This window comes from Alphaproteobacteria bacterium, assembly GCA_018063245.1.
GTDB lineage: Bacteria > Pseudomonadota > Alphaproteobacteria > JAGPBS01 > JAGPBS01 > JAGPBS01.
In genome coordinates this window covers 1-14116 of sequence record JAGPBS010000057.1, presented here as the reverse complement: position 1 = coordinate 14116, position 14116 = coordinate 1, and the positions used below count along the sequence as shown (strand labels likewise).

Sequence of the window (14116 nt, the reverse complement as noted above, 5' to 3'; positions counted from 1 at the left end):
AGGGATCCACCTTAAAACAATAACTTATGCCAACTCATATTGAGACATCCCTGGATGACTGCTTTCGCAGGCATGACAAGAGAGAGAGAGAGAGAGAGAGAGAGAGAGAGAGAGAGAGAGAGAGGTGACAAAAATATAGGATGACGTAAAAATTACCGCTCAATCAGCTCTATTTTATATCCATCGGGATCTTCGATAAAGGCAATCACTGTTGTGCCATGCTTCATCGGACCAGGGGGACGCGTCACCTTAATGCCTGCAGCTGCGCAAGTATCACAAAATTCATAAATATCTTTGACGCCAAGAGCAATGTGACCAAAGGCTGACCCTAAAACATATGGTTCTGTTTGATCCCAATTGTGGGTTAACTCAAGAACAGTTTCTGAACTCTCATCACCATAGCCGACAAAAGCAAGGGTGAAGCGCCCTGATTCGTAATCCTTGCGGCACAATAAGGTCATGCCCATATGCTTTGTGTAGAAGTCGATGGATCTATCGAGATCAAATACCCGGATCATCGTATGGAGAAAACGTGGCTTTGTCATTTTTATGTCCTTTTGGGTTGTTGGAATCAAATATAAATTACATACTTTCTGTCATTCAGAGCCACCCCCAACAAGGGGTGGCGTGGAATCTCCTATAAAAGCAAAAACATAATGCAATGAATGCAGTGAGATTGCAGAGACTCCACGGGCTCTTCCGTCTTCGCCAAGGCTACGACGCGAGGAGCCCTCTGAGTGACGAAAAATTTAATTTTGCACCTTATCCTACGTATCAAGGAAGCTACGTAATTTCCGGGATCTGCTTGGGTGCTTCAGCTTTCTCAAAGCCTTTGCTTCAATCTGACGAATCCGCTCGCGGGTTACTGTAAATTGTTGTCCCACTTCTTCAAGCGTATGATCTGTATTCATACCAATACCAAAGCGCATGCGCAAAACGCGCTCTTCACGCGGTGTCAATGTTGACAGAACGCGTGTCGTTGTTTCACGCAGGTTCCCATGAATCGCTGCATCAACGGGCAAGATCGCATTCTTATCTTCAATGAAGTCACCCAAGTGACTATCATCTTCGTCACCCACTGGCGTTTCAAGACTGATTGGCTCTTTGGCAATTTTCAAGACTTTGCGAACCTTATCAACACCCATCATGAGACGTTCAGCAAGTTCCTCAGGTGTTGGCTCACGGCCAATTTCATGCATCATTTGACGCTGCGTTCTAATAATCTTATTGATCGTTTCAATCATGTGAACAGGAATACGAATTGTACGCGCCTGGTCTGCAATCGACCGTGTGATTGCCTGACGAATCCACCATGTCGCATAGGTTGAGAATTTATACCCTCTGCGATATTCAAACTTATCAACCGCTTTCATCAAGCCAATATTACCCTCTTGAATCAGATCCAAGAATTGTAAACCACGATTTGTGTATTTTTTCGCAATCGAAATCACCAGACGCAAGTTCGCCTCGATCATTTCTTTTTTCGCTCTGCTGGTTTCTCTTTCGCCCTTTTGAACCATAGACACAATGCGTCTAAATTCCGGAATCGACATGGTTGAATCTTTGGCAACCTGGTCAATTTCTTTGCGAATTTCATCAACTTTCTTTGTGCTTTTCTCCAAAAACTTATCCCAGTTTTTAGACTTCAAGCCTTTGAGATATGATAACCAATTGTCATCCATCTCACGGCCTAAGTAATGCTCTAGAAACTCTTCACGCTTCACTTTTGCTTCAACAGCCAGACGCAACAATTTTCCTTCAGCACCAACCAAGGCTTTATTAAATTGATACAAATCACCCACCAATTCTTCAATTTTATTGTTGTGCAATTTGATTGTGTTCACATGCGTTACCAATTCATGGCGCAGCATTTTGTAATCTTTATTTTCTGTATAAGACACATCGCCAGGTGTTTTGGCATTCTTTTGTAATTTTTTCTGCAAAGTCTTTAATTCTTTGAATTTTGCCATAATGGTATCAAAGGTCTCAAGAACTTGAGGCAATAATTCTTCTTCCATTGCTGAGTATGAAACGTTCTTTGTTTCATCTTCTTCATCAGCCTCTTCATCCAAAGCAGGATCTTCAAGAACGTCCTCTTCGAGCACATCATCACCATCAGCTGGCTTTGTTTTTAAAGACACTGATTTTTCTTTTGGTTTCGGCGCTGCCTCAACCTCAGCCTCTTCAGCTTTTTTTGATTTTGATTTTTTCTTACTGCCTTTGTCAGCTGCTGCCTCTGCCGCATCAGCTTTTTCAATTTTGATTTTAAAATCTTTTTTCGGAGATTTTGGCATCAATAAATCATCAGCGTCAAGCTCAGCTCCATCAGGGCCAGCATCGTCATAAGTTGCCTCAAGATCAATCACATCACGCAATAAAATTGTGTTTTCTTTCAAAGCAGTTGACCATTGCTGCATCGCATTAATGGTGAGCGGAGATTCACAAATACCACCAATCATCATCTCACGACCAGCTTCAATCCGCTTTGCAATCGCAATTTCACCTTCACGAGAGAGCAATTCAACAGAACCCATTTCGCGCAAATACATCCGAACCGGATCGTCTGTACGACCAGCTTCAAGGACTTCTTCACCCTCTTCCTCTTCTAATTCAGCTTCAAGTTCAGCTTCTTTTTCAAGGCTTTCTTCATCAAGCAGACCTTCTGCATCAAAATTTTCTGGCTCTTCAACAATGTTCACGCCCATGTCTGAGAAAAGAGCCATTGTCTCTTCTATCAACTCAGGGGCTGTTTCCTCAGGAGGCAAGGCATCATTGATTTCATCATAAGTCACAAAACCACGCTTTTTAGCTTTAATCATCAATTTTTTAATAATGGGCGTTAAATTGTCCATAATCGGCGACTCACCAACATTATTTGCTGGAACCTTCTTTGCTGGCGCTTTTTCCTGGACGTTCGTTTTACTTGCCATACTTTATTTCCTCAATTTACCTGACACAAGGTGCCACTCATAAGAACCCATTCACGGAAGCGAATAGAAAAATCAATCTAAAATTATACCGAATATTCCCTGCACTTGTCTAGACCTGATCTTTCATTTTATGAAATATTTTTACACAGAGAATTTTGTCTTTTTGATAATGACATCAATACATTGCCTCAAAAAGACTCAAAATGTCCTCTTCTCTCTTTTGTATCGCTGATTTATCCAAAAGAAAAGGGGCATTTTTCTTCACTGCATCATGAACTTCACTATCCTCTAGCAACGTTGCGAGCTGGTCTTTAAAAAATGCTTCTTTATCTATATAGGTATGATCATCAAAAACGTCAAGGAAACGCAAGCGAATTTCTTCTAGATCCTCGCTTGAAAATTGCAAAGCCGATAATCGCTCCACATAGGCATGGATTTCAGGCTCATCAATGCTGTCTAAGATCATCAAGAACAGAATCGCTTCTCTTGCCTTGTTGGGATTTTTAAAAGGAGTCTGTTTCCGGTAGCCTGCATGAAACATAAGCCCTGTACTCCCGTAAGCGGAATCATCCTTTTTCAATTTTTTCTGTTTAAATAAAGCAAATAAGCGGCTCATCAAATCAGATTTATAATTCTTTTTTGTCGGCTGATCTTGAATCTGCTCACACTTATCTTCAATCATTTTCTGGAATCGAGATTTATCCTCAGGCGTTTTTAATGGCACCGAGCTTGCCAAACTCTCCCAAAGAACATCAACCAAATTTCTGGCCTGATGAAAAACAGACCTTAGAGCTTGCGCTCCCTGATTTTGATAAAGACTATCCGGATCTTCTCCAGCTGGCAGAAAAACAATATCAGCTGAACAGCCTGCTTTTAATTTTGGCAACATCCGATCAACAGCTCTTAAAGCTGCTCTTTGACCAGCTGTATCACCATCGAAACACAAGATAGGTGTTCGGCCGCTCTGATCGCTCTTGCTCATTTTCCAAACAAGATCGATTTGCTCTTCTGTCAAAGCAGTTCCTAGGGGCGCCATTGCCCCCATGAATCCAGCCCGATTCAGCGCGATAACATCCAAATATCCTTCACAGATAATCAGCTTATCACCCTTTACCAATGAGGCATTAGCTCTATCCACCCCATAAAACAAATGCCCCTTATGAAAAATAGGCGTTTCTGGCGAATTGATATATTTAGGACCCTCACCCTCCAGCAAGCGTCCACCAAAGGCAACAATCTTTCCCTGACGATTTTTGACCGGAAAAATCAAACGATCTCTAAAAAAACTGAAAGGCTCCCCGTCTCGTTCTGAAATTTTAATCAGCCCCAGATCAATCAAATGCTTCTGCTCATAATCAAAACCACGCAAATACTCATAAAGCATTCTGGCCTTCTGAGGCGCATAGCCTAGACGATAAGTCTCGCGGACAGATTGATTCAATCCTCGTTTTTCACAATAGAGCAGTGCTTTTTTACCGTGGCTGCCCTGAAGCTGCGTCTCAAAGAAAAGAGAAGTTTTCTCCATAATGTCATAATAGATTTTACTGAGATCTGCTTTTTCAGCATCTTCCGGTTTAAACTTGGGCATTTGCATACCGGCTTCATCGCAGAGCATTCTAACCGCATCCAGAAAGTGCATATTGTCATGATCGGTTAAAAACCTAACCGCATCACCGTGCGCTCCACACCCAAAGCAATGATAAAATCCTTTTTGATCATTGACCGTAAAGCTTGGCGATTTTTCATGATGAAAGGGACAGAGACCACTAAACTCTCTACCTGCCCTTTTCAGAAGGACCTTCCGTCCAACAATCTCAGAGAGTGTTACCCGGTCTCTGAGTTCATCCAAAAAATGTGCCGTAATTGACATTTGTTAATCTGACCTTTTAAACATCATCATATTCGATTCTTCTATACCGTCATGCTGAACTCTCATCCACAATCCTATTAGGAAATTTAAAATCGTCATTCAGAGCCACCTCCTTAAGAGGTGGCGTGGAATCTCTATCAACATCAACAAACACTGTACTAATTGATATATTCGAGACTCCACGGGCCCTTTGGGCCCTCTGAGTGACGGCTTTTTGAACCATTAGCAAGCTCAGCACCCTTACCCAGCCAATAGTGTTTTGATAATCTGGCTTGCCTTACCGAAATCCATTTCCCCAGGGTGGCGCTCTTTCAGAACAGCCATCACTTTTCCCATATCTTTCATACCAGCAGCGCCAATATCAGAAATCACAGCAGCCGCTGTAATCTGAATTTGAGCCTCATCCATTTGAGCTGGCAATAAATCTTCAATCAAATTAATTTCATCTTGTTCTTGGGTTGCAAGATCTTCTCTGCCGCCTTTTTTATACATGTCAATTGAATCACGTCTTTGCTTGATCATTGATTGCAGCATTTGTAAAATTTCTTCATCGGGAATACCATCAAGCATTGAGCGTGTTCTTGCGTCAATATCTCTATCTTTTAAAGCTGCCATAACCATTCTGTAAGTTGAAACAGACTTCTGTTGACCACTCTTCATTGCCTCCTTCATTAAATCTTTGATTTTTTCGCGTAATGACATATGATTTTCCCTTCATTAAATGCTGTAAATTAAGCCGTCAACTATACTAGCAAATTTCATCTCAAAAGATCAATCACGATTAGGGAATAAAATCTTTACAAATGCAGATAAATACTCAAGATCCGCATCAGCAAGACACACACAATTCTCTATATAAATTTCCTTTAAATTTGGAGCGATTTGAATTAAGGCCATAATATCACTCAAGGTACAGTTTGATGCAATCAACCCCACTCTTTCAAGATTCGGCAAAGAGTCTTTTTCTAATTCATATCGAACAGTCTGTTGACCCGATAAATAGGTTCTGAGCGTCATCTGATGAATGAGTGACAGAATTCTATTTTGGTCATTTTGAATCGATAACATCTCCCCAATATTCAACATTGCAAGATTCACAAGGTGTAGTTTCTCCTTTTGCGCATCTAAATTCGCTAATTGATTTTTCAAATCCCTAATAATATTCAAATGGTCAAAACTAGCTCGCAAAAGAATTAACTCTTTTGTTGATGGAATATTCTGTAAAAGCAATTCAATGAGACTCACATGAAAAGCATCACTCATGATAATACAATCAGGCCCAACTTGTGGGGGCAACCTATTCACAGCAACAAAAACATTTAAATCACCAGATGTTTGGATCTTTACTTGATGACAAATGACAGTTTTTGAAAGACCTGCCTTGATGCTCTTAAATTCTTCAACGGTTAAGGGATCTTTAGCATCAATATATTTCATCAAATGATTTCTATAGATAGGGACATCGAGCACACACAAATCATAGAAAACTAATCTCTGCGCCTCTGTCCACAACAGAATATGGCTATTTCTCCAGCTTCTGAAATCAAAAATTTTACCCCAGCATTTTGCCGTAACGCAAAGCCTAAATAACTCAAGGGGACGCATATAGCTAAAAATCTTTTTCCAGACATTTGGTGGAAAAAGATTTAACCCGATGCTTGTATTTTCTTTTGAGGAGGTTCGTGCAACTGGCATTAATAAATCACTTACAACTGATAAACAAGTTCCTGCAACTTTAAAGGCATGAAATTGATTCAATACAACATCATCAAAATCCCTGCCTAAATTAGCCAATAGCGCATTCGCTGCACCAATACGTTCAACCCCCATAATGCCTCTCCCCTACTCAACATGACATTAAAAAAACTCTCAAAAAAAATTTGGTAGAAAGTCTCCTCTCTACCAAATTTTACACTGATGCAATTAAACTTCACTTAATTCTTGAAAGGATCGATTAAACACAAACACCAAATTAAATCAGACAAGTTGATCTAAAAAGAGGCTCTTATACGACTATTCATTACGCACAATGCTGCGCCTTTAAAACCCATTTGGATCATTTAAAAATAGCGTTGGTTATTTAACCGTTCACTGCAACTTCTTCAACAGGAGCTGTTCTCGATAAAGTTTCTTCTGCTCTTGCGATCTCTTCTGGCTGATCACCACTTTGTGATGGTTGACGCGCAATGTGATCGCCAAGATCATGTAGATCAAGGAAGTTATCTGCCTGACGGCGCAAGTCATCTGCAACCATTGGCGGTTGAGATCTAATTGTGCTCACAACAGTCACACGAACGCCTCTGCGTTGAGCTGCTTCAACAAGCCTTGTGAAATCTCCATCGCCAGAGAAAAGGATAATATGATCAACATGTTGACACATTTCCATAACGTCAATAGCAAGTTCAATATCCATATTGCCTTTGATTTTTTTCCGACCAGAAATATCTGTGTATTCTTTGGTTGGTTTGGTTACCATTGTGTAACCGTTATAGTCTAGCCAATCAACGAGTGGTCTAATTGGTGAATACTCTTGATCCTCGACAAGTGCAGTGTAATAAAATGCACGTACGAGTTGTCCTTTTGATGCAAAAATTTTCAATAAACGCTTATAATCAATGTCGAATCCCAGTGTTCTCGCCGTTGCATATAAGTTTGCGCCATCTATAAACATGGCGATCTTCTCTTCTTGGTAAAATATCATATCTCTCAGCCCAAAATGTTAATGATGAATTTATATTTTATTATTTAGTAATCGTGCTCCAGTTTTCATAGCACCATTATTGAAATTAACTTTACAGTCATTTTTCTTTTTTTTCAATGAAAAAATTTCAAATTTCTCTTTTATTTTAAAACATTAAAGTGCAGATTGCTAAGTATTACAGAGGAATTTGTGATTTCAAAATTGATTCAGACAGATGCCTCTGGTAATTAGATACCTATATTTAGTCTAACCGTAGAGAGTTCTCGCCCGCGCTTCAAAAGAGCTGATCATCTTTTGCGTTGCCTCTTGAAAAAAAACAGACATCATTTGATTCAACAAAAAAGACTTAAACTCAAAGGCAACATCAAAGGATAAATTACATCCACCCTCAACCCTATCGATCATGGTCCAATGGTTTTTCATCTCTTTAAAGGGGCCATTCAGATTCTGCGCTAACACCTGAAAGGTCTGCTCACCTCTAATCAACTCAACACGTGATGTGTATGTCTCACGAAACATCTTATACCCAATCAAGAGATCCGCAGACAGAATATCTCTATCCTTCAGTTTTTGTCTTTTTGTAATGCGCGAGGCTAAGCACCAGGGCAGAAAATCCTGATAGCTCTCGATATCGCTCACCAACTCAAACATCTGCTGAGCTGTATAAGGCATATGCTTTGCATCCGAATAGGTATACATTAATCTGTTAACCCATCCGCATCAGACTGAGCTTTAGCTGCCTTACATTTTTCAGCAATTGCTGCTTGCGACTGAGGTGAAATAGGCTGCCCTTGAAAGTACACCTCACCGTTTCTGTACTCCAAATCTTCAACATCCATTTTAATCTCAGCAAAAGGCAGGATGTTTGGCAAGGATGCTTTTTCAAAAAGAGTGATCTCAAACTGGAGAGGCATATTAAATGGCTCTTTACCGAAATTATTGATCGGTGATGCATTCAGATCAGCAGGCGCAACTGACCGGCCAATTACATCAAGCCCTTCGGAATAAGCAACATCTGGATTCGGCACATGATTCACCAAAAAATCACAAGCCGGACGACTCATCAAAAGGTTTGGCACACCTTCATTCGCAAAAGTCGACAATGCATCGGCACTCGACACAAGCACACAAACCGATAAAAATAAAACACTTTTACAAGCTGATCCCATCCCTAATCTCCTCATTGACTCTGTTCTTGATGAACCACTTGATGAGCAAGCTTCCGAATATCAATCACCTGAAAATAGATCAAGGCGTGTACAATGAGCCAGATCACAGAGGCGGCAATTGTTGTCATCAAAAACTTTTTCCGCAATTGAGGCTTTTTAGGAGCGCCAGATGCCAACCCATCTGCATTTTCTCCAATTGCATCACGAACACCCCAAGGCAATACAGCAAAGATAACTGTCCACCAGATCACTAAAAACATGGCTATGCCAGATACAAGTCCCATCAGTTATCTTTCTTCTCAAACCCTCAAAGTCTAAGTGATGTGCAAAATCAAAACCCTTGTCATTCAGAGTCATACCCTTAAGGGGTATGACGTGGAATCTCTGCAGATCATCAATAAGCAATGTGACGTGTTGCTGATTGATGAGACTCCACGGGCCCTTTTGTCTTCGCTACGCTACGACGCAAAAGAACCCTCTGAGTGACAGACGCATAACTGGCTTGCATCCACTTAATCTATTACTTATTCATCTTTCTTATTCTTAGAATGACACACTTTAACAAAAAAGTGTGAAAAATTATGCAGATTTTGCCAAAGCTGTCTCAGAAAGCATCTTTTCAAGCCATTTAATCGTATATTCGCCTGACAAAAACTCCGGGTGATGCAAGATACGTTGATGAAGCGGAATAATCGTTTCAACGCCCTCAATCACAAATTCACTTAAGGATCTTGTCATTTTATGGATGGCATCTTCACGATTGCTTGCATGCGTAATTAATTTTGCAATCATACTATCGTAATGAGGCGGAATCCGGTAGCCACTGTACAAAGCACTATCAACACGCACCCCTAAACCGCCTGGTGTGTGATAATTTTTAAGCACACCCGGTGATGGGAAAAATGTCTCAGGATTTTCAGCATTAATTCGACACTCAATCGCATGACCTTCAAAGCGGATATCATCCTGTTTAAAGGACAATGGAAGACCTGACGCTACCTTGATCTGCTCACGCACAAGATCAACGCCTGTGATCATCTCTGTGATTGTATGTTCAATTTGCAAACGTGTGTTCATCTCAATGAAGTAAAACTCACCATTTTCATAGAGAAACTCCATAGTACCAACACCACGGTAGCCAATCGCTTTACAAGCATCAACTGCTCTTTTACCAATGTCAGCTCTTTGTTTCGCTGTAATGACTGGAGAAGGCGCTTCTTCAACAACTTTTTGGTGTTTACGTTGAACAGAACACTCACGTTCACCCAAGTGAACAACATTTCCGTGACTGTCAGCAAGAATCTGTACTTCGATATGCTTTGGATCTTTCAAGAATTTTTCCATGTAAACTTGATCATTTCCAAAAGCTGCTTTAGCTTCTGAGCGGGCGAATCTAAAGGCCTCTTCAAGATCAGCTGCGGTTTCAGCAACTTTCATGCCTTTACCACCACCACCGGCTGCTGCTTTGATCAAAACAGGGTAACCAATTTCTTTTGCATTTTTCTGAGCATCTTCAAGCGTATCAACGGCACCTTTGGATCCTGGGACTGTTGGAATACCTGTCTCAATGGCTGTTTTCTTAGCCATAACCTTATCACCCATCACACGAATATGTTCTGGCGTAGGACCAATAAACACAAGGCCATGAGCTTCAACCATCTGAGCAAATTGTTCGTTTTCAGCCAAAAAGCCAATACCAGGGTGAATTGCATCTGCACCCGTAATTAAAGCTGCTGTCAAAATCGCTGGAATATTCAAGTAACTCTCACGAGATGGTGCAGGACCAATACAAACACTTTCATCTGCAAGACGAACATGCATACTATCTTCATCAGCCACTGAATGCACAGCAACTGTTGCAATGCCCATCTCACGACAAGTACGAATAATGCGCAGCGCAACATCAGAGCGGTTAGCAATCAAAATTTTCTTAAGCACAGGAACACTCCCATTCTAGTTCTATTCTATTATTATGGATCGTTACAATGAATTGAAAAACCTCGCTAGATCTTATCAGGCGAGGTTTTGTTTGGTATTACTCAATCACGACGAGTGTTTGATTAAACTCAACTGGTTGACCGTTTGTAACGTCAATACGGCGAATGGTTCCAGCCTTATGAGCTTTAATCGCGTTCATCACTTTCATCGCTTCAACAATAAGAACTGTTTGACCTTGAGATACTGTTTGACCAACCGTTACAAATGGCTGAGCACCTGGTTCAGCAGAAAGATAGGCTGTTCCAACCATTGGTGATTTAAGGCAATCTTCTGCTTTATCTGAAGCCACAGCAGGTGCTGCTGCAGGAGCTGCAGCTTGAGGCACTTGAATCTGTGCACCATATGATGCTGGCTGCGGAGCATAAGTATAATCTAATGAATGTTTTACAAGGCGAATACGACGATCATTTTCCTCGTACTCAATTTCTGAAAGACCTGTTTCATCAAGGACTTCAGCGATTTCCCTGATTAAGTCTTTATTCCACTGCAACTTAAGCTTGTCTTTAGCATCACTCATTGATATTAATTCCTTTTCCATATTTATGGTTCCTTTTGTTGAAAATCTATTTCCCGAAGATGAACGTTTTAATCTCAATTGTCAAGCTTTTTCTCCAGTTAACACTGATTATGAAGGGAGATTTCATCTATGCTTTGATATATGAGCAGGCAGCACTTGAATAGACAACCTAAAGCCTAAACCATGTATAATATCACCCAAAGTACTAAGTCTCGGATTCCCAGATTCGGATAAAGCCTTATATAAATTTTGACGATTTAAACCTGATTTTTCTGCCAAAGCCGTTATTCCACCTTGAGCCTCTGCAACATATCTTAGGGCTAATTTAAATGCATCAATATCACGATCCTCATCATACTCTTCTAAGGCCGTCTCTAAAAATAGACGAGCATTTTCAATATCTTTCAATTGATCAACAACATAATTTCTAAATTTCTTATACTTTGCCATCTCTATTCTCCTGCACATCTTTCCAATAAACCTTAGCCTTAGCAATATCTTTATCTTGAGAACCTTTATCGCCACCAATCAATAAAATGATAATTCTACCATTAAGCTCTCCAAAATAAATCCTATAGCCTGACCCAAAATGAAACCGCAACTCTTTAACACCTGCAGATGTCGCTTTATAATCACCATACTGACCCAACTCTAATCGCATCAATCTATTGATTATCCTGCTTTTAACTTTCAAATCTTTCAAACCTTCAAGCCACTCAGTAAATGGACAATTGCCTTTCTCATCCTCATATATCTCTATAACCTTTGAGTTTACCACTCTCTACACTACCTTTCTGATTGTATCTTATTCGCGACAATTTGTCAAATGTTCTAAAAACTGTGCATTCATCTTTAATAATCTATAGCCCAGCTTTTAAAAAACCCAAGGTCTTTGGCCTCTCAGGCCATGATCAGTCATAATTTCAATCTGTCCATTTTTTAAATAAATCATCTGGCTGCCTTGGTGATATTGATCAATCACCTTATTCACATTCAAAATTTCATCACCTGATTGATTCTGCAGAACAAGCCCATTTTCTCCGTCTCGGATCAAATAAGGCCCATGATTTTTTTCATGTTTTTCCGAGGTCCAAAGCGGATGTTTTTCTTGAAGGCCAAAACTTTTCATCCAAATATCCGCAATAAATTTATCGCGTTTCACTGTTGTTAAATAAAGCTTCTGGTCTGGGCCATAGAAACCAACGAGCTTGCCTTTATCTGCAATCACAATATCCGGAATTTGATAAGTCATCACAGTCAAAAAACCCAATAAAATTGGAACAATACCTGCATAGCGCCATTTCTTTTGCCATAAAATCAGCCACAATCCACCAAATAAAACAAGGCCGAAACCATAATCAGGCATCTTCTTTAAAATCAACAAACTATAAGGCAAATCTCCAACCCATTTAGCTGTCAGCAAAATCACATCGATCCCCCAACCCATTATCAACAATGGCGCTGTCTCAAACCCTAGAGGCATCATCATCAGCGCAACAATACCAGCAGGCATCACCCAAAAAGCTGTTACCGGAACTGCAATCATATTGGCGAGAACACCATAAAGACTCACTGTGTTAAAATGAAAAAGAGAAAAAGGCGCTGTTGCCAGAGTTGACACAAATGAAGTTACCCAAAGACCTAAGACATACAAAAGACTTTTGGACCAAAATGAATTAAAGCTCTCCATAAAAAATTGATTCGCTTTGTAATTTTCATAGAAAGCCACCAGGCAAGCAACGGCGGCAAAAGACATTTGAAAGCTGGGCGACAGCAAACTCTCAGGCAAAAAAACCAGAATCACGGTTGCAGCCAGACAGACCAGGCGCATCGTAATAGCTTCTCGATCCGTTAAAATCGCAAGGACAATCAAAAAAAGCATAAAACTCGCTCTTTGAGTTGGGATCGAAGCGCCAACCAAAAACATATAAAAAACCGCGACAGCAAACCCAACAATAATCGCCCATTTTTTAATCGGATACCGAAGCGCAATCTTAGGAAACAACGCAAGGCCACCGCGAATGGCGCCATAAAAAAGACCTGCAACAAGTGATATATGAAGACCCGAAATCGCAAGCAAATGAGCAAGACCTGAGGCTCTAATGTCATTCATCCGATCTTTAGAAATGGGATTCTTATCACCTGTCAGCAAAGCAATGGCGACCTGAGCACGCTCTGCAGTTAATGAGGCCTGAATGCGTTTGATAATCACCTCTCTGATATTATTAAAAAATGTCCAAAAATGGCTGACTCCAGGACGCCAAGCCTCTTCAGGATGACCCAAAGCATAGCCAACTGCCCCAACTGATTTAAAATACATAAAGCGCTGAAAATCAAATCCATCTGGCAAAGCGGGCGGCGATGGCGCAGAGAGCACACCATAGACCCTCACCCGCTGCCCTGGCTTTGGAAGATTTGTCTCACCATTTAAAAGTCTGATGCGAACCTTTTTCGGGCGTTGATCCTTTGGGATTTTCCTGAGATAAACATCAGACAAGGTGAGTCTTGCCGTTTTCTCCAGATGATCAATTTCCTCGACATTTCCCTCCACAACACCTTTGTACTCCGCACTAAGAATAGGTGTTGCAATCCATGCTGTTCTGATTTGTGAGACAACAAATCCAAGATAGATCAAACAAAGCAACTTCAAACAAAATTGAAATCTTTGATATTTCCAAAACACAATGAGTATCGAAAAAAGAGAGATTCCTGCTATCACCGAACTGTGCACAGAAGGCTCTGTTTTTAAAGAAAAATAGCACAGAATTCCGATTCCGATAAAAACAGGAATCCAGAGTGAGAAACGATCTCTCTCAGACCAGAAGCGTTCAGAACAGGCGGCCTTTAGTTTTCTTGTCATTCCTGCGAAAGCAGGAATCCATTTAAAACAATACATTACATTATCCTAATTGATAGATTTCCTGGATGCCC

14 protein-coding genes are annotated in these 14116 nt (G+C 40.5%); all 14 read right to left on the bottom strand.

From position 1 onward, the window contains the following. Positions 1-152: 152 nt before the first annotated feature. Entirely contained in the window at positions 153-545 is a 393-nt protein-coding gene (gene gloA / locus KBF71_07870) for a lactoylglutathione lyase (GenBank protein MBP9878230.1), read from the bottom strand. A 222-nt stretch (positions 546-767) separates the two neighbouring features. After that, complete coding sequence (rpoD, locus tag KBF71_07865; GenBank protein ID MBP9878229.1) at positions 768-2930, bottom strand: RNA polymerase sigma factor RpoD; 2163 nt, start codon at positions 2928-2930, stop codon at positions 768-770. A gap of 175 nt (positions 2931-3105) precedes the next feature. After that, positions 3106-4800: a DNA primase gene (gene dnaG, locus KBF71_07860; GenBank protein MBP9878228.1), complete on the bottom strand. Its 1695-nt coding sequence runs from the start codon at positions 4798-4800 to the stop codon at positions 3106-3108. Between the two features lie 240 nt (positions 4801-5040). Further along, positions 5041-5502: a GatB/YqeY domain-containing protein gene (locus tag KBF71_07855; GenBank protein MBP9878227.1), complete on the bottom strand. Its 462-nt coding sequence runs from the start codon at positions 5500-5502 to the stop codon at positions 5041-5043. A 69-nt stretch (positions 5503-5571) separates the two neighbouring features. After that, positions 5572-6630, bottom strand: coding sequence for a hypothetical protein (locus KBF71_07850; GenBank protein ID MBP9878226.1), 1059 nt, complete (start codon positions 6628-6630; stop codon positions 5572-5574). A gap of 250 nt (positions 6631-6880) precedes the next feature. Further along, positions 6881-7501, bottom strand: coding sequence for an NYN domain-containing protein (locus KBF71_07845; protein ID MBP9878225.1), 621 nt, complete (start codon positions 7499-7501; stop codon positions 6881-6883). A 246-nt stretch (positions 7502-7747) separates the two neighbouring features. After that, positions 7748-8200: a type II toxin-antitoxin system RatA family toxin gene (locus KBF71_07840; protein MBP9878224.1), complete on the bottom strand. Its 453-nt coding sequence runs from the start codon at positions 8198-8200 to the stop codon at positions 7748-7750. Next, positions 8200-8670, bottom strand: a complete 471-nt coding sequence (locus KBF71_07835; protein MBP9878223.1) for a hypothetical protein — start codon at positions 8668-8670, stop codon at positions 8200-8202. Before KBF71_07835 ends, KBF71_07840 begins: the two co-directional genes overlap by 1 nt. Positions 8671-8681: 11 nt before the next feature. After that, positions 8682-8954: a DUF1467 family protein gene (locus KBF71_07830; protein ID MBP9878222.1), complete on the bottom strand. Its 273-nt coding sequence runs from the start codon at positions 8952-8954 to the stop codon at positions 8682-8684. Between the two features lie 295 nt (positions 8955-9249). Then, a complete protein-coding gene (gene accC / locus KBF71_07825) occupies positions 9250-10608 on the bottom strand; it encodes an acetyl-CoA carboxylase biotin carboxylase subunit (protein MBP9878221.1) in 1359 nt (452 codons plus the stop codon). 97 nt (positions 10609-10705) lie between these two features. Continuing rightward, complete coding sequence (gene accB / locus KBF71_07820; protein ID MBP9878220.1) at positions 10706-11185, bottom strand: acetyl-CoA carboxylase biotin carboxyl carrier protein; 480 nt, start codon at positions 11183-11185, stop codon at positions 10706-10708. Between the two features lie 123 nt (positions 11186-11308). Then, complete coding sequence (locus tag KBF71_07815; GenBank protein MBP9878219.1) at positions 11309-11635, bottom strand: putative addiction module antidote protein; 327 nt, start codon at positions 11633-11635, stop codon at positions 11309-11311. After that, positions 11622-11963 carry a type II toxin-antitoxin system RelE/ParE family toxin gene (locus KBF71_07810; protein ID MBP9878218.1) on the bottom strand — a complete coding sequence of 114 codons (342 nt, stop codon included), beginning with the start codon at positions 11961-11963 and terminating at the stop codon, positions 11622-11624. Before KBF71_07810 ends, KBF71_07815 begins: the two co-directional genes overlap by 14 nt. Positions 11964-12059: 96 nt before the next feature. Further along, positions 12060-14081 (bottom strand): ComEC family competence protein, encoded by a 2022-nt coding sequence (locus tag KBF71_07805; GenBank protein MBP9878217.1) that lies wholly within the window; start codon positions 14079-14081, stop codon positions 12060-12062. Positions 14082-14116 lie beyond the last annotated feature (35 nt).

Bases quoted from the DNA above. Each gene is read 5' to 3' on its own strand.
- KBF71_07830 (MBP9878222.1), bottom strand. From the start codon at position 8,954: ATGGGACTTGTATCTGGCATAGCCATGTTTTTAGTGATCTGGTGGACA.
- KBF71_07815 (MBP9878219.1), bottom strand. From the start codon at position 11,635: ATGGCAAAGTATAAGAAATTTAGAAATTATGTTGTTGATCAATTGAAA.
- KBF71_07805 (MBP9878217.1), bottom strand. From the start codon at position 14,081: ATGTATTGTTTTAAATGGATTCCTGCTTTCGCAGGAATGACAAGAAAA.
- rpoD (MBP9878229.1), bottom strand. From the start codon at position 2,930: ATGGCAAGTAAAACGAACGTCCAGGAAAAAGCGCCAGCAAAGAAGGTT.
- dnaG (MBP9878228.1), bottom strand. From the start codon at position 4,800: ATGTCAATTACGGCACATTTTTTGGATGAACTCAGAGACCGGGTAACA.
- KBF71_07855 (MBP9878227.1), bottom strand. From the start codon at position 5,502: ATGTCATTACGCGAAAAAATCAAAGATTTAATGAAGGAGGCAATGAAG.
- KBF71_07850 (MBP9878226.1), bottom strand. From the start codon at position 6,630: ATGGGGGTTGAACGTATTGGTGCAGCGAATGCGCTATTGGCTAATTTA.
- KBF71_07840 (MBP9878224.1), bottom strand. From the start codon at position 8,200: ATGTATACCTATTCGGATGCAAAGCATATGCCTTATACAGCTCAGCAG.
- KBF71_07835 (MBP9878223.1), bottom strand. From the start codon at position 8,670: ATGGGATCAGCTTGTAAAAGTGTTTTATTTTTATCGGTTTGTGTGCTT.
- KBF71_07845 (MBP9878225.1), bottom strand. From the start codon at position 7,501: ATGATATTTTACCAAGAAGAGAAGATCGCCATGTTTATAGATGGCGCA.
- gloA (MBP9878230.1), bottom strand. From the start codon at position 545: ATGACAAAGCCACGTTTTCTCCATACGATGATCCGGGTATTTGATCTC.
- accB (MBP9878220.1), bottom strand. From the start codon at position 11,185: ATGAGTGATGCTAAAGACAAGCTTAAGTTGCAGTGGAATAAAGACTTA.